The following is a 22,480-nucleotide window of genomic DNA, read 5'->3' as shown; positions in this document are numbered from 1 at the left end:
CGCACAGGGATGTGCCGGCTGGTTGGGGCCTAGAAGTTGACCGTCACACCCACCGTGTAGACCCGGCCCAGCACGTCATAGAGGCTGGGGAAGGTGTTGCCGGAGTTGAACGAGGTCGTCCCCGTCGAGTTGCCGATGACCGGCGGATCCTCGTCGAAGATGTTGGTGACCGTCGCGTTGAAACGGACATTGTCGTTCAGCCGGTAGGACCCGGCGAGATCGAAGTAGTCGTAGGCTTCGATCGAACGGAAGGCCGGGAACAGGTTTGCGGCCTCTCCTGTCTGCGCGTCCATGCCGGACAGGTGACGCCACAGGTAGGACAGTTCGACATCGTCGAAGCGCCACGTTGTGCGCTGAACGATACGCAGTTGCGGCACCGGATCGCAGGTCGTGCCGTAATACCCGTTGCAGTCGACCACCGCCGAGAAGGGCGCCGATTGCAGCTCGTTGGTCAGGTAGTAGTTGGCGTTGAGATTGACATCGAGATTACCCCAGCTGCCCAGGTCGTAGCCTGTATTGGCACTGATCTCGATCCCCTCGGCCCGGCGGAAGGTCAGATTGGTGTTGTAGCCGGGAAGGCCGGCCCCCGACGTCGCCAGCGATCCATTGATCCGCACGATCCCGGCACAGCCGACCGGATCGGCCAGGACGTAGCAGGCATCCATCGCCTCCTGTCCGGAGAACGTTCCGATGAAGTCGTCGATCTGGATATCGTAGTAGTCTATCGAGATCAGCGGATCGGTGACGCGGGGCAGGTTGAGGCTGGGCGACCAAACCAGGCCCAGCGTCAGGGTTTCGGCCGTTTCCGGACCGGGCAGTGCGTTCGGCTGGGTGCCGCCGAACTGGTTGACCTGTCCCGACACGATGTCGCCGACGACGCCGACCAGCGCCGGCGGCACGCCGGTCGCTTCGCACAGTGCGCGCAGATTGGCGTCGATCGGGTTGGGATTGCCGGCCGAGCAGGGGTCGAACGTCGCGTTGGACAGGCCCGTCGTGATCGGGCTGAACAGTTCGCTGATGTTCGGGGCACGGTTGGCCTGCTGCAGCATGGCCCGCAGACGCAGGCTTTCGACCGGAGACCAGTTGATACCGGCCTTCCAGGTCGCCGACTGGCCCGAGATGGAATAGTCCGAAAGGCGATAGCCCAGCTCGACATTGAGGTCTTCGAACAGGGGCCGCCCCTCGGCCAGCGGGATGAACATCTCGCCGAAGGCCTCGTAGACGTCATAGGAACCGGAGACCGGCAGCACATTGCCGCCGGCGCCGCCCTGACAGCTGGTCGGCGGGGTCTGCAGGCAGTTGTCCGGCAGGGTCGATGCCGTTTCCTGGCGGTATTCGATCCCGAACGCCGCGTCGACCGGATTGTCTGCCCAGGGCATCTGCCAGCCGGACACCGGCCCGCTTGCCGAAGCTGACAGGATGTCTTGCGTCGTCTTCTCCTGCAGCAAAGCGGTGACCGAGGCATAACCCGCCATGGCGTCGGTGATGATCCCGAAACCGCCGGAGAACAGGTCCAGCGGCACGCAGGTCGACGGGCCGACCTGTCCGTTCGGCGTGATACAGGTCGTCGCGTCGACCGTGTTCAGCGCCGTCGCGATATTGGTCACATTCGTGTAGCCGGCGCGCACACGGGTCCGGTCGGATTCACCGTGCTGGTACGACAGGTCATAGCTCCAGTCGCCCCACAGATCACCGCGCAGACCGGCCACGAGATGGAACTGGTTGGCATCGAAGGCTTCCGACCGCGTGCCCAGTTCCAGCGTGCGGCGGCGGATCGGCACCGAAATGGAGTCGTTGAGATCGAAGACACCGTTGGAATTATTGTCGATCGCGCCGGTCGTCGGATCGAACACGCCGACCCCTGCATTCGTTGCAAAGCTGTTGATCTGGTCCAGGATCGATTGGCGGGCCGAGGCCGACAGGAAGGGATTCATCAGCGGCACAGTGAACACATTGCCGAACACGCCGGAGGGCGCGATCTGTTGGGTCACGTTAGTCGCGGTGAAATTGCCGCGGCCGTAGAGCTCGAAATGCCGGTTGATCTCGTAGCGGCCGACGAAATCGAGATTAAAGCGCTCCTGCGGCGTCTGATAGTAGTTGAACGGGTTGAAATTGAAGCGGGAACAGCGCGGTCCCAGCGTTCCGTCATTGCGGAATTGCAGGGTCTGCCCCGGCAGGTCCAGCGCGGTCGGAATGGCGGTGGTGGAGCCGGAGGCCGTGTCGTCCACCCCATTCGGTGACTGGCAGTCTGCCTCTTCGGGCAGCAACGGAGCGCCGCCCAGACCGGAGCCGTTGGTCGACGAGACGCCGACAAGCCCGAACGGGCGATCGCCGAACTGCACGCCCATGCGCTGGGTATAGCCCAGGCTGGCCATGACATTGCCGCGACCATTGTCGAGATTGGTGCCCAGAAGGACGGACAGATTGTGCTGTTCGCCGTCCGATTGTTCCGATGCGCGGCCCTCATAGCTCAACTCCACGCCTTCGAAATCATTCTTCAGGATGAAGTTGATCGCGCCGGACATGGCATCGGAGCCGTAGACCGCGGACGCCCCGCCGGTGACCACGTCGACCCGTTCGAGCATGTTCACGGGAATGGTCTGGGTATCGACGGTGCCGGTCAGCGAGAACGGTGTCAGGCGTTTGCCGTCGACCAGAACCAGACTGCGATTGGTCCCGAGGCCGCGCAGGTTGATCGATGCGGCGCCGGAGGTGCCATTGTTGACGTTCTGGCCATCGCCGGGGATCGTCGATGGAAGGTTGCGGAATATCCGCTCGATATTCGCTTCTTGCTGGAATTCCAGTTCGACTTCGCTGACCGATGTCACCGGGCTGCTGGAGACCACGTTGGGCGACTGGATGCGCGTGCCGGTGACCACGACAATATCATTGTCGGAGTTCGGCTCTTCCTGCGCCAGTGCAGGCGCGCTGGCGGCGGCAAGGCTCAGCGCAACGCCGCCCAGCAGCGCTTTGCGCAATCCAGGCAAGTGTCTGTAGTGTCTGCTCATTTTTCCCTCGTAGGCATGGATTGAGACAGGCGCATTCGCGCCCCGACGCGCGGTCCCCCCGCTCGTCTCCATCCACGCTGTCATGGGGGCGTGCGACACTTCGCCGGCAAAGCGTCGATCATCGTGTAAAATGCGATTAGCGGGCTTGGTCGCGGCGAAAAGTCCGGAATTCTTCGGTGAACGGTCTTAAAAGCGCGACCAATGACGTTGACGGGCGTTTCCAGTGCGGCCGCGGTCCTGCATATACTGGCGCGATGCAGAGGGATATCGAGACCGCGTTTGTTCCAGCCGCGCATCGGGAGGCACCGAGTACGGCGCTGGGACTGCGCGGATTGCTCATCTTCACGGGAATCTTCTGGGGCTGTTTCAGCCTCGTGACGCTGGCCTATGGCTGGGACGCTTTTGGCGGGTCGGTCGCAACGGCGTGGCGGCCATTGCTGAGCGATGCGGTGGGCGCCGGCCTGTCGATCGGCATGGCGCTGGCCTTGTCCGAGGTGCGCCGCTGGGGGCCGGCCGCGCGCCTCGCGCTCGCGGCGGCGCTCGCCCTGGTGGGCGTGGCGATCTATTCGGCTGTGGTGCTGGTGCTTGTCGGACCGCTCATGCCGCCCCCAGAAACGCCGGACAGCGGCACCGAACGCATGTTGCGCATCATGCTGGTGCATTACTGGGTGTTCGCGGCCTATGGCGGCTTCTACCTGCTGCTCGACCAGGGACGCGCCGCACCAGGCGGGGTGTCGGAGGATGCTGATGCACAGGAATGGCTGCGTGCGCGGCTGTTCGGGCGAACCGAGGTTTGGGACGGGCTGAATGCCCGCTGGTTCTGGACGTTCCAGGGTGTGTTCTGGACCGCCATGGTCGTGTTCTCGACGGCCAATCTGATCAATGGGGGCGACAGCATCAGCACGGCCTGGCGTGTCGTTCTTGGCGAGGGGATCGGCATGACCGCCTCGTCCCTGGCGCACTTCCTTGTTCTCAAACCGACCCGGCTCTGGCCGCTTTACCGGCGCGCCGCCCTGGCGCTGGGGGTCGCGATCATTCTGACGATGATCTATGTCTGCGCCATCTGGTTCTCCTACTTCCAGGTTCTGCCGGGTGAGCCGCCGATGCGGAATGGCGAACCTGTCGATACCGGTCTGCCGCTGCTGCTTTATCTGGCGCCGCGCTGGATGTTCCTGAACTTTCCGGTCTTTGTCGGCTGGATCGGTTTCTATCTGGCACTGGACGCGGCAAAGCGGCTGCGCTCGCAGGAGCGCCAGCTCTACAATTCGATCATGCTGGCCCAGGAATCGCAGCTGAAAATGCTGCGTTTCCAGCTCAACCCGCATTTCCTGTTCAACACGCTCAATGCGATTTCCTCGCTCTTGCTCGATACCCGGACAAATGAAGCGGACAAGATGCTCACGCAATTGTCCAAATTCCTGCGCTTTACCCTGGATGCCGCGCCCGATGACCGGGTTCCCCTGCGCCGGGAGATTGATGCTCAACGCCTGTATCTGGAGATCGAGCAAACGCGCTTTGCCGACCGTCTGAAAATCGCGGTCGATATCGATCCTGTTGTGGAGGATGCGCTGGTACCGACCATGATCCTGCAGCCCTTGCTGGAGAATGCCGTCAAATACGCGGTGTCCCAGACAACCCGTGCGGTCCGCGTGACTGTCGAGGCAAAGGCACTATCGGACGACACCTTGGAGCTTCGGGTGACGGATACAGGGTCGGGCGGGGTCTCCACGCGCGCCTACAGCGGTGGAGGCGTGGGCCTGAGCAATATCCGCGCCCGTCTGGCCGTGTTGTACGGCGATACCGGGCGGCTGGAAGCCGGGCCGCAGCCGGAGGGCGGGTTTGCAGCGGTGATCACGATGCCGCTGGAGCGATCGAGAGCGCCGAAAATCACGGAACGAGAGGAGGAGAGCGATGCGCGTACTTCTGGTCGATGACGAACCGCTGGCCCTGCGCCGGCTGGAAATCCTGCTGTCGCGGCGGCCCTGGGTCGATGTTGTGGCGGCCGTCCGGGACGGTCATGCAGCAGCAAAGGCCGCGCGGGAACTCAACCCGGATGTCGTCTTCCTCGACATTCAGATGCCGCAGCTCGACGGGTTCGAGATCGCGTCCATCCTGTCGCAGACCGTGCGGCCGGAGATCATCTTCGTGACCGCGTACGAGGCTCACGCGGTAAAGGCGTTCGAGGCCGCGGCCATCGATTACCTGCTCAAGCCGGTCGAGATGGAGCGTCTGGACGAGGCGCTGGGGCGGGCCCGCACGCAGCTGGCCAGCCGCGATGCGACGGCGCGGGCGGACGAGCTGGAAGCGCTGGTCCACACGCTGCGTGGTCATGACGGGGAAGGGCATCCGGATCTGTGGATCCGCGATCGCAATGGCCGCATGCGTCTGGAAAAGAACCGCATCGACTGGATCGAGGCCGAGGGCGATTATGTGCGCATCCATGCAGGCGCCCGCTCCTGGCTGATGCGCGCGACGATGACGGCGATGGAGAAGAATCTCGACGATCACCAGTTCGCGCGGGTGCACCGGTCGGCGATCGTCAATCTGCGCCGGGTCGCCCGGACCGCCGCGACGCCGACGGGCAGCAAGACGCTGCGCCTGAACGACGGTACCGAAATACGGGTCGGCCGGGCGTTCGAAGGGCGTGTGAACACCCTTCTGGCCCGGCCGATCTCCTGATTTGGCGGTCGCTCTAGAAGCGTTGCGGTTCGTCGTCCACGTCTTCGGTGGCTTCGTCGACGTTTTCGCCGGCTTCCTCGAACGTGTCGGTATCTTCACCCGTCACGTCCTCGATCGCGGAATCGACGTCCTCACCGGCGTTTTCGGCCGGCCCGTCGGAACAGGCAGCCAGAATGCCGGCGGCGGACAGCAGAACAAGCCAATGACTCGATTTCATACCCAACTCTCCTTCTGATTGGTCCACTAAACCAACGCGCGCAATGCGAAGGCGTTCCATCCGTCATCAGACAGGTGCCGGGCGGCGTGTCAGAGGGTCTGCCCGTCGTCGATCGTGATGGCGGTTCCGGTCATGAAACGCGAGCCGTCGCCGGCCAGCATCATGAAGGTCGCATCGAGCGAGGAGGCGTCCATCAGGCGGCGGCGCGGGAAACTCTGGATCTGGCGTTGTCCGCCTTCCGAGGCAAACCAGTCCGAGTTTATCTCGGTCTCGATATAGCCCGGGCAGATCGCATTGACGCCGATGCGGTATTTCGCCCACTCGCGCGCGAGGTTCTTGGTCATCGCGACAACGGCGGCCTTGGAAGCGCAATAGACGGACAGGCCGGGCAGGGTCGCGAAGGCCGCCATGGAGGCGATATTGATGATCCGCGCTTCCTCGCGTTCGGCAACGCCGCTGTTGATCATGCGGCTGGCAGCCTCGCGCGCGCCATAGAAAACGCCGCGCACATTGACGTCGAACGTGTTGTCGAAACGCTCCACCGGCATGGTCAGCGCGGCACCGTCGCCGCCGACGCCGGCATTGTTCACCATGATCGAGATCGGGCCGAGCGCATCCTGGGCCTTGTCGAGCGCCGGACCGATGGCCTCGGCATCGACGACATCGAGGGGCAGCGCGATGGCCTTGCCGCCCTTTTCCTTGATGGCTTCGACTTCGCTGGCGAGGCGATCCTCGCGGCGGGCCATCAGGGCAACCGAGGCACCGGCATCGCTGAGAAGATGGGCAAAGCGGCGGCCGAGGCCGCTCGATGCGCCGGTGACAACGGCCACGCGTCCGGTCAGTGAACTCATGGGAGGCTCCTGCTTTTCCTTATCAACCGTGTGAGCGATACCGGCAGTCGCCCGGCAAATCCAGCATGCGGTATCGCGGTCATGAAGATTTCTGCGAAATTTCGCATCCGGCGATGGATCGAAGTCGAGACCGGTGCGTTGATGAAGTGCACGGGCCACAAGATCCCCCCGGTTCAGGCCCGCAGCACCGGTCAACAATGGAGAGACCTAGATGAAAAAGACTGTTCTGATCGCTTCCGTCGCTGCCCTTGGTCTGGCCGCTCCGGTTTTTGCCCAGGATACCACCTTTGCTGATGCCGACACGGACATGAGCGGTGGCCTGAGCCTCGCCGAAGTTCAGGCGATCGCTCCGGACGTGACGTCCGAGGGCTTCGATGCCTATGACGCCGACGCCGATGGCGAACTCAATGAAGACGAGTTCGACACCTGGAAGATGGCGAACCCGGAAGAGAGCAGCGAAGATGCGTCGACCGACGAGGACGACACGGAAACCGAAACCGAGCCGTACAACGGCTAATCCGGTTCCCGGTACGTTGCGAAACGCCCGTCTCGAAAGAGGCGGGCGTTTTCATTTGTGCAGGGCGGGATGTGTGGCGCAGAATCCCCGGACCGCCTGTAATACAAGGAAAATCGATGCGTCGACGGGGAACAGAAGCAGGGCCGGTGCGTTGATCTGGTGCCTTGATAAGACAAAGACGATGGAGGCGAGGATGAAGCCCGGAGAGACACCGTCACGGGTCGTGATCTATCTGACCCTGTTCAGCCTTTCGGTGATCCTGCTGCTCGTTCAGCTCAGCTGAACGCAGCAGCGGGAGGCCCGGGGCGAGCCTCCCGCAAGTGGAGTTCAAAAAGCGCTGTGACTATTGTGCTGGCGCGGGTTCGGCCGGCTCGAAGAAGAACAGGACCTGGCCGATCGTCGCCGCAACCGTTTCCGGCATGAAGGGCTTGGTGATGAGATAGGTCGGTTCCGGCCGCTCACCCGTCAGCAGGCGCTCCGGATAGGCGGTGATGAAGATCACCGGCACGTCCGACTCGGCGAGAATGTCATTGACCGCATCGATGCCGGAGGAGCCGTCCGCCAGCTGGATATCGGCCAGGACCAGTTCCACGTCATTGGTACGATACAGGTCGACGGCTTCCTGGCGGGTCCGGGCAATGCCGACGATCTCGTGGCCGCCCTCGGCAACGATCGCCTCGATATCCAGCGCCACAACCGGTTCGTCCTCGATGATCAGGACACGCGTGCGCAGACCGTCCTCGATCGCGCCCTGCGCCTGGACGGTGAGCCGGTCGACATCGTCGGTCGACACCGAGAGGATGATCGCGGCATCGCGTACGGAAAAACCCTCGACCGCCGTCAGCAGAAGCGCCTGGCGGGCCTTGGTCGGAATGCGCGTCAGGCGTTCCTGGGCGGCACTGCCGCCGGCCGGCGCCACCGTGTCCTGCTTCCAGTTGTCGTGGAACAGCTTGTAGAGCGAAACCCGCGGCGGCAGGTCCCGGTCGATCGGCGTGACGCCGGCGACCGCTGCTTCCAGAGCGGCCCGCACAATCGCGTCGCCCGACCCTTGATCACCCGTCAGCAGGCGCGCATAGCGGCGCAGATAGGGAATGTGGGGTTTTACGTTTTCCGAGAACGGCATCTGGCCCTCGTCCCTCCGATAATCAACAGTCCAGCCCTCAGCATAACGCATTCCCGCGCGAGCGGTTCCAGCGTCTCTGAAAAAAGATGGAACCCATTGCAGCTTGGGGCGTTTCATGCGCCGAGACGGTGCTTTTTCGCCGGTTCGTGTTAGGCTTGCAAAAGCGTGCGGCATTGAAAACATGGAAATCATGAGAGACGATTCTTCAGATTCCCGTCCGCCCAGGTCCGTCGACGCCGATACGGCGCGGTCGCGACAGCAACTCATCGGGCGCCGGTTGCGGGACATGTATGACAGCGTCCTGGACGAAGGTGTCCCGGACGATTTCGCAGCACTCCTCAGCGCGCTGGACGAGACCGGCGACGATGCGGCCGAGCCTGCCGGCAAGACGGCAGACAAGGCGAAAGAGGGGGTGTCGGATGGCTGACGGCAGTCCAGTCGAGCAGGTGCCCGAGACCGAGTTCAAGGCCCTGCTCCACGACATGATTCCGCATATGCGCGCGTTCGCACGCGGTCTCACCGGCGATGCGACGGCGGCTGACGATCTGGCCCAGGACGCCATGCTGCGTGCCTGGCACCGGCGTCACCAGTTCCGCGCCAACACCAATTTCAAGGCCTGGGTGCTCACCATCGTGCGCAACCAGTTCTATTCCGACAAGCGCCGCTCCTGGCGCCAGGTCCAGCTGGACGAGGAAACCGCGCGCGAGACGCTGCCGGCGGCCGTCGACCAGGACAATGTGCTGGCGCTGGACGATGTGCGCCGCGCGCTCGACGAACTGTCGGCCGAGCATCGCGAAGCGCTGCTGCTGGTCGGCGCGGGCGGCTATGCCTATCAGGAGGCGGCCGATATCTGCGGCTGTGCGGTGGGGACCATGAAGAGCCGGGTCAATCGCGCCCGGGCCAGGCTGCTTGAAGTGCTCGAGAAGGGGCCGGCCCTGGCCGGCGGCGAGGATGGCGTTTCGGCGTCCGACGCGCTGGACACCATTCTCAACGAGCTCGAGCAGATATCCGAATGTCAGTCGGCCGGCTGAGCGGGCCTTCCAAATCAAACGGGGGGCGGGAGCAGGGCCGGGGTCTGCGACTGCAGCTGCTGGCGATTCTGACGCTCAGCCTGAGCCCGCTCCTTGTCCTTTCCGTCGCCCAGGGCGTCATCGAATTCCGCGAGGAAAGCGCCCGCCAGCGCGACAGCCTGCATTCCGCACTTGTCGAGGCGTCCGCCGATCTGGCCGGTGAGCTGGAGCGGGTGTCCGGCGTGGTCACTGCGCTGGCGAATTATCCCGATATCGGCAATCTCAGCGGCCGCCGCTGTGTCGACACGCTGGCCGCCGTGCGGGCGGCCCAGCCGATCTATTCCAACATCAAGCTGATCGACGAGGACGGTATCATCGTCTGCGCTGCGGTGGAGACCGTCGATTCCAACAGCGTCCAGCTGGCCGGGCTCGACTGGTTCGTGCGCCTCCGCGAGGGCGAGGAAGAGGTTTTCAGCGACGTCTATCTGGACTGGTGGACGGTGCAGCGGCCGGTGATGACGGTGGCGCGCCGGCTCGTTGCCGAGGGCGAGTTCGCCGGCGCGATTGCGGTCGATATCGACACCCGCCCGGCCCGCAGCCTGCTGCAGATGCAGGCCCTGCCGCCGGAGGCCAGCCTGGCGCTGAGCGATGCCGACGGCAATCTCGCCTATATTCCCGACGGCCCGCGCGAGGAACGTATTTCCCGCCTGCCCGACGGGGTTCTGGCCCGGGTGCGCGAAACCGGCGAGCCGGTCATGCTGGAGAATGTCAGCGGTCTCGCGGGCCGGGCACTCCTGGTGGCGCCGCTGGCCGGCCGCGACATCCAGCTGGTGCTGATCGCGCCGTCGCTGCTGCTGGGCAGCTGGGCCGGTTTCGACATTGTGGGAACGGTGCTGGTGCCGTCGCTGATGTGGCTGCTGGCGCTGCTGTGTGTTTCGCTCGCCGTCGATTTCTTCGTGCTGCGCTGGCTCGCCTATCTGGGCCGCATGGCCCGTCTCTACGGCAGCGGACGGCTGGGTCTTCAGCCTGTGCGGGCCAGCCGCGCGCCGGCGGAAATCCGCACCCTGGCCGAGACGATGGCCTCGATGGCCAATGATCTGGAAGCCCGGACGGCGGAGCTGGAAAACGAGGCCGAACAGCGCGGGGCGCTGCTGCGGGAAATCCATCACCGGGTGAAGAATAATCTCCAGGTGACGATGAGCTTCCTGAACATCCAGGCCCGCCGGACCAGCGATGCCGAAGCCCGGCGCGTCCTCTCCGAGGCCGGCGGACGGATCAATGCGCTCGCCCTCGTCCACCGCACACTCTACGAGAATGACGATCTGCGGGTGGTCGAGATGGCGCCCTTCCTCGAACAGCTGCTCTACCATCTGCGCCAGGCCAGCACGGTCTATGGCTGTGATGTCGATACCCGCGTCGAGGCCGACAATGTCGAGCTGGACCCCGACATCGCCATCCCGGCGGCCCTGTTCATCACCGAGGCCGTGACCAACGCCTACAAGCACGCCTTCGAGCCGGGCATGACCGAGCCGGGCCTGGTGACGGTGAGTCTTGAACGGATCGATGAGAGCGAGGCGACCGTCTCGGTCAGCGACAATGGCAAGGGCTATGCCGAGGGCGCCGGCAAGGGCATGGGCTCCTCGCTGATGGAAGCCCTGGCCCAGCGTCTCGGCGGCCAGCTCGCCCGGTCGGTCTCGCCGCAGGGCGGAGCCTGCGTCACCATCCGCTTCCCCACCTGATCGGCATTGTCATCGGAATGAAAACGGCCGGCGGAGCGGTCCGCCGGCCGTTGCCGTTTGTTGTGACGTTTCAAGGACCGGACGGTCTATTCCTTGCCGGGCAATTCGCCCTTTTTCAGGATACCGGTCATCTCGTCGAAATAGTCGGTGACATGGCTTTCCGGATCCTTCGTCACCATGGAGACGACGAGGATGGCGATCGTCGCGGCGATGAAGCCCGGCACGATCTCGTACATCACACCCGACAGGTTGAAGAGGTAGATCCAGGCCAGCACCGTGACGGCGCCGGTCACCATGCCGGCAATCGCGCCCAGCTTGGTCATGCCGCGCCAGAACAGGCTGATCAGCACCACCGGACCGAAGGCTGCACCGAAACCGGCCCAGGCGTTGGAGACCAGGTTGAGGATGTTCGAATCCGGATCGAAAGCCAGGGCAATCGCCACGAGTGACACCGCCAGCACGGACAGGCGTCCGACCAGGACCAGCTCCTTCTGGCTGGCCCCCCGTCGCAGGAAGATCTTGTAGAAGTCCTCCGTCAGCGAACTCGACGAGACCAGCAATTGCGACGAGATCGTACTCATGATCGCAGCCAGGATCGCGGCCAGCAGGAAGCCGGCGATATAGGGGTGGAAGATCACCTGGGAGAGGAGAATGAAGATCGTCTCCTGGTCGCCCAGAACCACATCGCCGTCCGAGAAGGCGCCGGTGGTGTCGATATTGTCCAGCTCGCTGAACGTCGTCGCATCGGTCGGTGCCTCGATCACGCGGGCGATCGGAACGCCGTCGGCAACGTCGATATTCTGGCTTTTCACATAGGCCAGGCCGGCGGCACCGGTCAGCACGGCGCCCAGCACCGTGATCAGCATCCAGCTCATGCCGATGCGGCGCATGACGGCAACGTCCTTGAGCGAACGCACGGCCATGAAGCGCACGATGATGTGCGGCTGACCGAAATAGCCCAGGCCCCAGGACATGGTGGAGATAATGCCGATCGCGGCGAGGCCGAGACTCTCCTGCGGGATCATCGAGAGATAGGATTTCTCCCATCCGCCGACATCGACGCTCAGCGTGCTCAGCGCATCCACCGTCGGGCCGAACCCGCCCAGCTGCATGATGGTCACCACCGGCACGAGGACCAGGGCGACGAACATGATGCAGCCCTGCACGAAGTCGGTCAGGGACACCGCCAGGAAGCCGCCGAACAGGGTATAGGCAACGACGACCCCCGCCGTCAGGAACAGGCCGAGGCGGTAGTCCAGGCCGAAGGAGGCCTCGAACAGCTTGCCGCCCGACACCACGCCGGCCGAGGTGTAAAGGGTGAAGAAGATGATGATCACCACGGCGGAAATCACACGCAACGTGCGTGAGTGGTCCGCGAAACGCTTCTCGAAGAAGTCCGGGATGGTGATCGCGTCGTCGGCAATCTCGGTGTAGACGCGCAGCCGCGGCGCCACCAGGCGGTAGTTGAAATAGGCCCCGATCATCAGACCGATGGCGATCCACGCCTCCGACATGCCGGTGGCGAAGATTGCGCCGGGCAGGCCCATGAGCATCCAGCCGCTCATGTCCGAGGCGCCCGCCGACAGCGAGGCCACGGCCGGGTTCAGCTGGCGCCCGCCGAGCATGTAGCCCGACACGTCGTCCGTCGACTTGCGATAGGCGTAGAGGCCGATCGCCATCATCAGGACGAAATAGAGCGCAAGGGAGATCAGAGCTTCAATATCCATGAACTTGCCTTGGGTTGATGGTCAGGAAGGGGCGGCCGGACACGGGTGCGTCAGGCGCGGGTCTGGCCGTCCCCGTGTACGAGGTATTTGAAGGAGGTGAGCTGCTCGAGCCCGACCGGGCCGCGGGCATGCATCTTGCCCGTCGCGATACCGATTTCTGCGCCCATGCCGAACTCGCCCCCGTCCGAGAATTGCGTCGAAGCATTGTGCATCACGACGGCGCTGTCGATGGCCGTTAGGAAGGCGGCCGCAGCATCGGTGTCCTCGGTGACGATGGCGTCGGTGTGGGCCGAGGAGTGATCGGACACCCAGTTCATCGCTTCTTCCAGCCCGTCGACCAGTTTCACCGACAGGCAGCTGTCGAGATATTCGGTGTCCCAGTCTTCCTCGCTGGCCGGCTTGATGCGGCTGTCGATCGCCACCGCATCGGCATCGCCGCGGAATTCGCAGCCCGCCATGCTGTCGACCAGGCCGGGCAGGAAATCGCCGGCGACCGCGCGATCGACGACCAGGCTCTCGGTCGCACCGCAGATGCCGGTGCGGCGCAGCTTGGCATTCTTCACGATGGCGGCCGCCTTGGTCAGGTCGGCGCGCTGGTGGACATAGGTGTGGCAATTGCCGTCCAGGTGCAGCAGCGTCGGCACCTTGGCCTGGTCGCGCACCAGCGAGACAAGGCCCTTGCCGCCGCGCGGAATCACCAGGTCGACATAATCGGTGCATTGCAGCAGGTGCTGCACGGCGGCGCGATTGGTGGTGTCGACCATCTGGATCGCGTTTTCCGGCAGGTCCGCCTCGCGCAGGCCTTCCTTCATGCATTCCACGATGATACGGGTCGAGTTGAGGCTTTCCGAACCGCCGCGCAGGATCACGGCATTGCCGGATTTCAGGCACAGCGCGCCGGCATCGGCGCCGACATTCGGGCGCGACTCATAGATCATCCCGATCACGCCCAGCGGCACGGCGACGCGTTCGATGCGCAGCCCGTTGGGGCGTTCGGTGGACATCAGCTGGCGGCCGACCGGGTCGGGCAGGGTCGCGATAGCCTCGATGGCCTGGGCGACGCCCTCGATCCGGCCCTCGTCCAGCATCAGCCGGTCGATGAAGGAGTCCGGCTTGCCGGCTTCGCGGACGCTCTCGACGTCCTTGCGATTGGCCGCGATGAGGTCGTTGGCGTGAAGACGCAGGGACGCGGCCGCGGCCGTAAGTGCGGCATTCTTGCGCTCGGTGGAGGCTGTCGCGAGCTGGCGCGCCGCCTCCTTGGCCTGGCGTCCCAATTGTTCGATATAGGCTTGCATACGATCTGACATGTCTCGTTCGCTCGGGGTCTGGAGTGTCGGTGAGTTTCGGAGGCGCGGCAACTAGCGCAGTTCGCAGGCGCGTGCGTACGCCGCCTCCGTGGTTTCGACGAGCAATTGCTCGAGCAGCCCGTCGCGGCGCAGCGCGTGGATGCCCGCCTCGGTCGTGCCCTTCTTGCTCATCACGGAATTGCGCAGATCTTCCAGGCTCGTCTCGCTCTGCGCCGCCATTTCCACCGCACCGGCCAGGGTCTCGAGGACCAGGGTGCGGGCGGTGTCCGGGGCGAAGCCCAGGCGCTCGGCCGCCGCCACATAGGCGCGGGCGATCTCGAAGACATAGCCCGTGCCGGAGCCGGCCACCGCCGTGATCCGGTCGATCTCGTCCTCGGTGTCCAGCCAGATGGCAGAGCCGGTGGCTTTCGCCAGCCGGTCGGCCAGGTCGCGATGCGCCGGGGAACAGGACGGGTCGGCATAGAGACCGTTCACACCGCGGCCGATCTGGGCCGGCAGGTTGGGCATGATGCGGATCGCCGGCCGGTCGCCTAGGGCGGCCTTCATGGAGGCGATCGAAAAGCCCGCAGCGATGGAGATGAGGCAGCCATCATCCTTCAGGAAAGGCATGTAGGCCGGCACGACATTGGCGATCTGCTGCGGTTTGACGGCGATGACGATGGCGTCGAATGTCCGCCCTGACAGGGCGTCCGGAGACCCTGCATGACCGGCGCCGGCGGGTATCGCGGACGGTGTCCGGTTGACGGCCGTATAGCTGGCCGGAACCGCATCCACCCAGCGGCGCAGCATGGCACCGCCCATATTCCCGCAACCGATCATCAGAATGTCCATCGCCAATCCTTCTGCGCTGTCGAGGCCCGGCGCCAGATTACGCACGTGTTGACGCGATTGCGACAGGCTCACAACAAATGCGCTCGACGCGCCGGAAAGCGCATCGAGCCGCTGATGACCGGATACATAGCAAAATATATTTCGAATTCAAATTATATTTCCGGGGGTGCAGAAAACCGGGATGGCAAGCAATCGTTCAGCTTTGCGCCATAAATTATGAGGCGGACCCGGCGATAATGCATGGCCGTGTCCGGGTTTTGGGGTTGAAAAAATTTGAACGCAAAATATTTTGCGCCCAGTCTTTTTTGCGGAGCAGCATAGCACCGCGTCACGCAGGAGCCTCTTGTGAGTGTTCGAAACCGCATCGTCGTGAAAATCGGGTCCAGCCTGTTGGCCAATGATGGCCGGCTGACCCTGAAATACGCCTTCATGCATGGTCTTCTGGCCGATATCGCGCAGCTGCGCGAGGAAGGGTATGATGTGGTGCTGGCCTCCTCGGGCTCGGTGGCCCTGGGGCTGAACTCGATCAAGAAGTCGCCGGAAGAGGCCGGCGTGCTGGACAAGCAGGCCGCTGCCGCCTGCGGCCAGCCGCTGCTGCTCAACGCCTATAAACAGGTCGCTCACGAGCACGGCTTCGACATCGCCCAGATTCTCGTCACGCTCGAGGATCTGGAGGAGCGCCGCCGCTTCCTCAATACCAAGAACACGATCCAGCGCCTGTTCGAGCACGGCATCATGCCGATCGTGAACGAGAACGACACGATCACGACCGAGGAAATCCGCGTCGGCGACAATGACCGCCTGGCCGCCAAGGTGGCGCAGATGATCCAGGCCGATCACCTCATCCTGCTGACCAATATCGACGGGCTCTATGACCGCAATCCGGAAGATCCGGAGGCCCAGTTCATCGAGACGGTCGAGGATGTCAGCGAGTATCTCGAGGTCACCACCGGTACCAGCTCGCTGGGCTCGGGCGGCATGCTGACCAAGATGCGCGCCGCCAACATGGCGCAGAATGCTGGCGTCAACACGCTGATCGGCGAGGGTGTCATCGACCGTCCCGTGTCCGGCATCCTCAAGGGCGAGCGCCGCCACACGCGCTGTATCGCCAAGGGTACGCCGGCCTCGTCCTGGGCGGTCTGGCTGACCAACCGCCTGCACCGGGCCGGCGGTCTGGTGATCCGCCAGGACGCCGCCGCCAAGCTGCGCGAGAGCAAGGCGGGCGTCGGCCATGAGGACATCGTCAAGATCCATGGCGACTTCCAGAAGGGCGATGTGCTGCACGTCTATGACGAGGACGGTGAGGAGCTGGCCCGCGGCCTGACGAATTTCTCGTCCGACGAGACCATGGTGCTCGCGCGCCATGCCGACCAGGATGTCGAGGAATTGCTGGGCTATCACGCGCGCCCGGAAATCATCAATCGCGACAATATGGTGATGCTCGAAGACAATCACCTGCCCTGGGACGCGCCGACCAAGTCGCTGAAGCTCGTCGCCTCCTAGACGCTCTGCCTCCTGCATTGCGGCGTACCGGAAGCTGGAAATTTGCCTCCGGACGGTCCAGACTTGCCGCAGTGCAACACGCAATCGTGAAAGAGGCCGCATGATGGACGGGGATGAACACCCGCACGGCGAAGCGAAGAAACGCCGCCGCCCGACACCGCAGGAACTGGCCCAGGGCCTCGTTACCCTGCTCGATGTCGAGGAGATCGATGTCGACCTCTATCGCGGCCCCCGCAATCCGGGCGGGCGCGGGCGCGTCTTCGGCGGCCAGGTCATTGCCCAGGCGCTGATGTCGGCGGTCGGCTCGGTCGAGGCCGAGCGTGAGGTGCATTCCCTGCACGCCTATTTCATGCGGCCCGGCGACGAGGATTTCCCCATCATCTATCGCGTCGAGCGCGATTATGACGGCGGCAGCTTCTCCAACCGCCGCGTCATCGCCATGCAGCGCGGCAAGCCGATCCTGAACATGACGGCCTCCTTCCAGCGCAAGGAAAAAGGGCTGGAGCACCAGGTCGAAATGCCGGACGTGCCGGCACCGGACGACCTGCCCTCGGAAGCGGAAATCTTTCAGCGCTACAAGGACGAGATCCCGGAACCGCTCTACAAATTCCTCACCCGTTCGCGGCCGATCGAGATCCGGCCGGTCGAGATCTGGAACCCGGTCAATCCGGACAAGCGCGCGCCGGTGCGCAATCTGTGGATCCGCGCCTGCGGCCCGATCGGCGAGAACCAGCTGATGCACCGGGCCGTGCTCGCCTTCGCGTCGGACATGGGCCTCCTGTCGACCTGCATGCAGCCGCACGGGGTGAGCTGGATGACGCGCAAGATGCAGTCCGCCAGCCTCGATCATGCCCTGTGGTTCCATGACGATGTGCGCATGGATGACTGGCTGCTCTATGCCACCGACGCGCCCTGGTCCGGCGGGGCCCGCGGCTTCAATCGCGGCCAGATCTTCACCCGCGACGGCAAACTGGTCGCCTCGGCGGCCCAGGAAGGTCTGATAAGGGTGCGGGACTAGTTTTTGCCGGGCTTCTCGAAAAAGTTCTGAAAATTAAATCAGTTATGGTGATATGGTCCGGCGTTTCATGCGCCGGACCTGTCGCGCGGCTGCCCCATAGTGCCATCATGGCTGCTCCATTGGTGCGACATGGCTGTGCCACGGGGTGGCAAAGCTGCACCAAAGCCCGGAAGGCGGGGCGCGAAGGCGGAAAACCGGCAATGAGAAACAGCCCCGCCAGTCTAACCCGGCCCGGCCGGGCGGGGATAAGTTTTCTCGCCCTCCGTTTTCCCGGACCCGCCGTTTCTCCGCCCCCCTCCGCTTTCCCCGGCCCACTCCGATTTTCCCCGGAACAAGTGTTCAGCCCGGGGAAAACAGGGTTCTGTGTTCGCGGTACGCACCTCCTCTCCCCGGCCGGGGAGAGGGTAGGGTGAGGGGCGGCCGCGGGAGCGGCCAATCAAAGACTCTTTGCGGCGCTGACGCGCGCCCCTCATCCGCCGCTTCGCGGCACCTTCTCCCCGGTGGGGGAGAAGGGGTGATTCTGTGCGTTTCTTTCGTCTTCCCAAACCCGCACCATTTTTCCCGGACGAAAGCCCGCGAAAGCGGGTGTCAGGGTGACGGCCGGGATGAGACAGCCTCATGTGGGCAAGACAGCGCCATCTCCATACCGCCCCCTCGACAGTTTCGCCACCACCCGCTAACTCTTCCCGCAACACAATAATCCAAAGCGGGAGGTCCCCATGCTCGATACTCTGTTTTCCCTTGAAGGGCGCACGGCGCTGATTACCGGCGGGTCGCGCGGGATCGGCGAGATGATTGCCGAGGGCTATGTGCGGGCCGGGGCGAAAGTCTATATCTCCTCGCGCAAGGCGCCGGACTGCCTGGCGACGGCGGAGCGCCTGTCCGAACTGGGCACGTGTATCGCCCTGCCGGCCGATGTGTCGGGCGCGGACGGCGCGCAGGCGCTGGCGAAACAGTATCTCGAGCACGAGAGCTCGCTGGACATCCTGGTCAATAATGCCGGTGCCGCCTGGGGTGCGCCTTTCGAGGAATTTCCCGAGAGCGGCTGGGACAAGGTGATGGATCTCAACGTGAAATCCCCCTTCTTCCTGACCCAGGCCCTGTTCGGCGCGTTGAAGGCCAAGGCCTCGCCGGAACGCCCCTCCAAGGTGATCAATATCGCCTCCATCGACGGCCTGTCGGTCAACATGATGGAGACCTATTCCTACGCCGCCTCCAAGTCCGGCCTGATCCATCTGACCAAGCGCATGGCGCTGGAACTGGTGAAGTCGAACGTGGTGGTGACGGCCATCGCGCCGGGCGCCTTTGCCTCCTCGATGAACAAGGCGGCGCGCGATCATGCCGATCTCGTTTCCAATTATGTGCCGTCCGGCCGGATCGGCACGCCGGAGGACATGGCGGGCGCGGCGATCTTCCTGGCGTCGCGGGCGGGCGATTATGTCGTCGGCTCGACCCTGATCGTCGATGGCGGCGTCGCCCATACCCGCGGCGGCTCGTAGGGCTCCGGGTTCCGCTCAGAGCCAGGAAAATGCCCGGCGGAGGAGGCCGGCGGCGTCTTCGGTGACCGGGGCGCCATGGGCCATCACCAGCTTTTCGGCCGGCCAGGCCAGAAGGCGGTCGCGCGCGGCGCGGGCCGCCTTGCGGCCGGTGAAGGCGAGGCGGAATTTGCGCGGCACGGCGGGCTCGGGCCCGGTCATCCGGTCCCATTTCGCGATCAGCCTGCGCCAGCCGGAAAACCAGTCATCGGGCAGATGCTGGATGAGATCGGTCACGATCACCGTGCCGCTGGGCCGGTGAAAGAACACAACTTCCGTGGTGATCGCATTGCCGCGCATGACGACCTGGTCGAGCGTGCCGGCCCAGGCCGGATCGGGCGTGTCGTCCAGCGTGGCGTGAAAGGTGAGGTCGGGCCGGACCGTCTCCAGCCCCGGCGCCGCATGTACCCGGGCCTCCGGCCAGGCGGCCGCCCAGTCGGCGACGAAAACATGGTGCAGGGAATTCGGCGCCACGATGTGCGTCACCGGGCCGAGCGCATCCACTTCGGCCCGCAGCGTGGCGTCAAGCGCGACCGGCGACCAGACGAATAATCCGCCATCGGCCAGCCGGACCAGCGCCATGCGTGTGGGATAGCGGAAGCCGCCGGCCCCCTGGACTACGGGTCCGTCTGCCAGCCACAGCCCGTCGGCGAACGCCTCGATCATGATGTCACCCCTTGTGCAGCACAGCATATTGCCGTCTGCGCGCGCCGGTATCCACCCGCAATCCCGGGGGTAGCCAGCTGCAGCCGGTACAGTTTGTCACTTGCAAATGAAAATGCGTCGCAATAGTGATGCAACTCATTCGCAAGTTGGGGCATAGTCATGAAAACGATTTCACGGGCGGCGCTGATCGCCGCGCTTACCGCCATGCCGGTACCGGTCCTGGCGCAGGAAAACGCTGCGGCCGGGCGGGCGCAGGACGAAGACACGGTGCAGCTGGCGCCGGTCGATGTGGTGGAAACGCGAGCGCCGGCGCCGGCCTATACCGGCTATGATCCGGTCGACAGCGGCGCATCGACGGTTGGCGAGGAAGCCATCCAGGCACACCAGAACGGGTCCGGCGATCCGATGGACATGCTGCGTCTCATCCCGAACATCCGTTTCGATGCCGACTATGAGTCCGTCGACCGCGCCGACCTGCAGGACCTGCGGCCCTCCGACATCTCGATCGCCGGCGGCCGGCCCTTCGAAAACCTGTTCCGGCTGGACGGTGTGCGCGTGACCAACATCATGGACACGACCAGCACCACCGTGAACGACATGAACGAGACCGTCGGGGCGGGAAATCAGTCTGTCTTCATCGATCCGGCGCTGATCGGCGCGTTGACGGTGCGCGATTCCAATGTCTCCGCCCGCTATGGCGACTTCTCCGGCGGTGTCGTGGAGGTGGATGTCCGCGATCCCGGCGACGACTATGCCGCCACGCTGACCTTCGGCTACGAGAACGACGGTTTCGTCGAATACATCTATGACGACAGTGTCGATGCGGAAGGGGCCGACACGCCGCCGACCTTCGAACGCTGGCGCCTGCACGGCACGGTCGACATGCCCGTGACGGAGAATTTCTCGCTGCTGGTCGGGCTGGGCCGGTCGACCTCGCGGGTCGACTACGCCGTCGACGAGGACTTCGGCGGCGGCTATCGCGGCTCCCGCTCGACCTCGGACAATGTCCTGGTCAAGGGCGTCTATGATTTTTCCGGCACGCTCAGCCTGACCTCCAGCATCACCTACAGCCCCTATGAGAGCGAGTTCTCGCAAAGCAACTCGGCAGACAGCCTCACCGTCTCCCAGGGCGGCGGGCTGACCCTGCGCTCCGAGCTGGCCGGTGCGACGGGCGAGACCGACTGGTCGGTGAGTGTGGCCTATCTCGATGCCGATATGAGCCGCGACGCACCGCCGACCCACACCAATTTCCCGACGGCGGCGCCGAGTGTCGATTACTGCACCGGACGTACGTCCTGTTCGCGCGGGGGCTTTGGCGATCTGGAGCAATACCAGCGCGACCTGCAGTTCGAGGCGGACTTCACGCGGCCCTTCCTGGGCGGCACGCTGAGCGGAGGCGGCGAGTTCTCGCACACCGAGGCGCACAAGGCGCGGCTGGAAGACGTGTTCTACTACACGATGAGCAGCGGGGTGGACGCCAACACGGTCTGTGCCGATCCGGACGATGTCGCCTGTATCGACGGTGAGGTAGCGCTGCGCCAGCGTATCGAGCTGTCGCAGTTCGACGCCACTGTGGAGTTGAACCAGACATCCGCCTGGATCGAGGACGAGCGCAGCTTCGGTCCGCTGACCCTGCGCTCGGGCCTGCGCTGGACGCATGACGACTTCCTGGACAATCACGACGTTGCCGGACGCCTGACCGCGGTCTGGGAGTTCCGTGAGGACTGGACGCTCACCGGCGGTCTCAACCGCTATTATGCCGGTGACTTCGTCGGCTATGCCATCCGCGAGCACTATCCCGACCTTGTGATCTATCGCCGGGATGCGACGGTCTCGGGAAGCGATATTGTCTTCAGCCCCGACGACTGGGAAGTGTACCGGCTGACACGCCCGGCCCGATATCGTCAGGCCGGCCTGTCCACGCCCTACAGTGATGAAGCCACGCTGGCGCTCACCTTCCCGGCCTGGATCGGTGTCGGGCGGGTCAAGGCGGTCCAGCGCTGGCACCGCGACCAAATCATCGGCCAGCCGCGTGTCTCGGTGGAAGAGTCCGATGAGGACGGCGCGCCCTATACGCGCTCCGTCTACTACCCGACCAATGAGGGCAAGACCGACTATATCGGCGCCTCGGCGGAATGGTCGGCCAGCTGGCGCAACCATGCCATCACCTTCAATGCCAACTGGTCGGAGACCCGGAACAATGCGGAATTCTTCTCCGACTATTTCGACCAGCTCGACTATGAGGACATGCTGGGCGATCTGGTCATCTACAATGATGCGATCATCTCGCTGGCCGAGCTGCAGGCGATCGCCAACCAGAGCAATTTCGCGACGCCCTTCACGGCCAATGCCAGCCTGGTGTCGCACTGGTTCAACGATGCGCTGACCACCACGCTGTGGCTCAACTGGCGCGGCGAGTACGACACGCTCGCCGATACCGGCATCAACGAGACGCGGGACGGTACGCGCTACGATGTCTATGACGTTGTGACCCGCGATCCCTATCTCGAGACCGATCTGAATATCGACTATCTCTTCCCGCAGACCGGTTACGGCCGGCTCGGGCTGGAAGTGCGCATTTCCAACCTGTTCAACGAGTTGCCGCACACCAGCTTCACCGCCGACGATCCCTGGCAGCGCGGCCGCAGTGTCTGGCTGGGTGTGAACTACACCTACTGATCCGGCCGACAGATATCCCTCCGCAGCCCGGAGGGCTGGGGGAGCCCGGGCGCGTCGCCGCGTCCGGGCT

The 22,480-nt window shown here is 64.2% G+C and carries 18 protein-coding genes; 10 read left to right on the top strand and 8 right to left on the bottom strand.

The genetic code is table 11. The features are described 5' to 3' along the window. Positions 1–29: 29 nt before the first annotated feature. Positions 30–3,008 (bottom strand): TonB-dependent siderophore receptor, encoded by a 2,979-nt coding sequence (locus tag JJ918_RS04960; protein WP_291884080.1) that lies wholly within the window; start codon positions 3,006–3,008, stop codon positions 30–32. Positions 3,009–3,184: 176 nt separating this feature from the next. Between JJ918_RS04960 and JJ918_RS04955 the strand changes: the two genes are divergently transcribed. Further along, positions 3,185–4,942: a sensor histidine kinase gene (locus tag JJ918_RS04955; RefSeq protein WP_291884078.1), complete on the top strand. Its 1,758-nt coding sequence runs from the start codon at positions 3,185–3,187 to the stop codon at positions 4,940–4,942. After that, positions 4,920–5,687 (top strand): LytTR family DNA-binding domain-containing protein, encoded by a 768-nt coding sequence (locus JJ918_RS04950; RefSeq protein ID WP_271186902.1) that lies wholly within the window; start codon positions 4,920–4,922, stop codon positions 5,685–5,687. Before JJ918_RS04955 ends, JJ918_RS04950 begins: the two co-directional genes overlap by 23 nt. Positions 5,688–5,700: 13 nt before the next feature. On the opposite strand, the gene JJ918_RS04945 is transcribed toward JJ918_RS04950, so the two are convergent. Both JJ918_RS04945 and JJ918_RS04940 read right to left on the bottom strand, forming a co-directional pair. Then, complete coding sequence (locus JJ918_RS04945) at positions 5,701–5,904, bottom strand: hypothetical protein (RefSeq protein WP_291884073.1); 204 nt, start codon at positions 5,902–5,904, stop codon at positions 5,701–5,703. Positions 5,905–5,993: 89 nt separating this feature from the next. Continuing rightward, entirely contained in the window at positions 5,994–6,755 is a 762-nt protein-coding gene (locus tag JJ918_RS04940; RefSeq protein WP_291884071.1) for an SDR family NAD(P)-dependent oxidoreductase, read from the bottom strand. 211 nt (positions 6,756–6,966) lie between these two features. Here JJ918_RS04940 and JJ918_RS04935 point away from each other — a divergent pair, with 211 nt between their 5' ends. Further along, positions 6,967–7,272 carry a hypothetical protein gene (locus JJ918_RS04935; protein ID WP_291884069.1) on the top strand — a complete coding sequence of 102 codons (306 nt, stop codon included), beginning with the start codon at positions 6,967–6,969 and terminating at the stop codon, positions 7,270–7,272. A gap of 343 nt (positions 7,273–7,615) precedes the next feature. Here JJ918_RS04935 and JJ918_RS04930 read toward each other — a convergent pair whose 3' ends face one another. Further along, positions 7,616–8,395 carry a response regulator gene (locus tag JJ918_RS04930; protein ID WP_291884066.1) on the bottom strand — a complete coding sequence of 260 codons (780 nt, stop codon included), beginning with the start codon at positions 8,393–8,395 and terminating at the stop codon, positions 7,616–7,618. A 115-nt stretch (positions 8,396–8,510) separates the two neighbouring features. Here JJ918_RS04930 and JJ918_RS04925 point away from each other — a divergent pair, with 115 nt between their 5' ends. From JJ918_RS04925 to JJ918_RS04915, 3 genes are read left to right on the top strand one after another with little or no spacing between them, the layout of a single operon-like run. After that, positions 8,511–8,822: a NepR family anti-sigma factor gene (locus JJ918_RS04925; protein WP_367277638.1), complete on the top strand. Its 312-nt coding sequence runs from the start codon at positions 8,511–8,513 to the stop codon at positions 8,820–8,822. Further along, complete coding sequence (locus JJ918_RS04920; protein ID WP_291884061.1) at positions 8,815–9,426, top strand: sigma-70 family RNA polymerase sigma factor; 612 nt, start codon at positions 8,815–8,817, stop codon at positions 9,424–9,426. Before JJ918_RS04925 ends, JJ918_RS04920 begins: the two co-directional genes overlap by 8 nt. Continuing rightward, complete coding sequence (locus tag JJ918_RS04915) at positions 9,408–11,144, top strand: histidine kinase dimerization/phosphoacceptor domain -containing protein (protein WP_291884058.1); 1,737 nt, start codon at positions 9,408–9,410, stop codon at positions 11,142–11,144. The genes JJ918_RS04920 and JJ918_RS04915 overlap by 19 nt, the downstream gene beginning before the upstream one ends. Before the next feature lie 86 nt (positions 11,145–11,230). Here the strand turns inward: JJ918_RS04915 and JJ918_RS04910 are convergent, their stop codons facing one another. The 3 genes from JJ918_RS04910 to JJ918_RS04900 are packed head-to-tail and all read right to left on the bottom strand — an operon-like array spanning position 11,231 to position 15,009. After that, complete coding sequence (locus tag JJ918_RS04910; protein WP_291884056.1) at positions 11,231–12,871, bottom strand: sodium/solute symporter; 1,641 nt, start codon at positions 12,869–12,871, stop codon at positions 11,231–11,233. 50 nt (positions 12,872–12,921) lie between these two features. After that, positions 12,922–14,178, bottom strand: coding sequence for a glutamate-5-semialdehyde dehydrogenase (locus JJ918_RS04905; RefSeq protein WP_291884054.1), 1,257 nt, complete (start codon positions 14,176–14,178; stop codon positions 12,922–12,924). A gap of 51 nt (positions 14,179–14,229) precedes the next feature. Continuing rightward, entirely contained in the window at positions 14,230–15,009 is a 780-nt protein-coding gene (locus JJ918_RS04900; protein WP_291884051.1) for a pyrroline-5-carboxylate reductase, read from the bottom strand. A gap of 345 nt (positions 15,010–15,354) precedes the next feature. Between JJ918_RS04900 and proB the strand changes: the two genes are divergently transcribed. The 3 genes from proB (at position 15,355) to JJ918_RS04885 (ending at position 19,029) form a co-directional block, all read left to right on the top strand. Next, positions 15,355–16,512 (top strand): glutamate 5-kinase, encoded by a 1,158-nt coding sequence (proB, locus tag JJ918_RS04895; protein ID WP_291884049.1) that lies wholly within the window; start codon positions 15,355–15,357, stop codon positions 16,510–16,512. Between the two features lie 100 nt (positions 16,513–16,612). Then, complete coding sequence (locus tag JJ918_RS04890; RefSeq protein ID WP_291884046.1) at positions 16,613–17,530, top strand: acyl-CoA thioesterase II; 918 nt, start codon at positions 16,613–16,615, stop codon at positions 17,528–17,530. 719 nt (positions 17,531–18,249) lie between these two features. Then, positions 18,250–19,029, top strand: coding sequence for an SDR family oxidoreductase (locus JJ918_RS04885; protein ID WP_291884044.1), 780 nt, complete (start codon positions 18,250–18,252; stop codon positions 19,027–19,029). A 15-nt stretch (positions 19,030–19,044) separates the two neighbouring features. Here the strand turns inward: JJ918_RS04885 and JJ918_RS04880 are convergent, their stop codons facing one another. Next, positions 19,045–19,731: a DUF4336 domain-containing protein gene (locus JJ918_RS04880; protein ID WP_291884042.1), complete on the bottom strand. Its 687-nt coding sequence runs from the start codon at positions 19,729–19,731 to the stop codon at positions 19,045–19,047. Positions 19,732–19,890: 159 nt separating this feature from the next. On the opposite strand from JJ918_RS04880, the gene JJ918_RS04875 reads away from it, so the two are divergent. Further along, a complete protein-coding gene (locus JJ918_RS04875; RefSeq protein ID WP_291884039.1) occupies positions 19,891–22,410 on the top strand; it encodes a TonB-dependent siderophore receptor in 2,520 nt (839 codons plus the stop codon). Positions 22,411–22,480: the final 70 nt, after the last annotated feature.

This window comes from Maricaulis sp., assembly GCF_017642925.1.
GTDB lineage: Bacteria > Pseudomonadota > Alphaproteobacteria > Caulobacterales > Maricaulaceae > Maricaulis.
The sequence above is the reverse complement of the archived record's forward strand: the minus strand, read 5'-3'. Positions and strand labels throughout refer to the sequence as shown.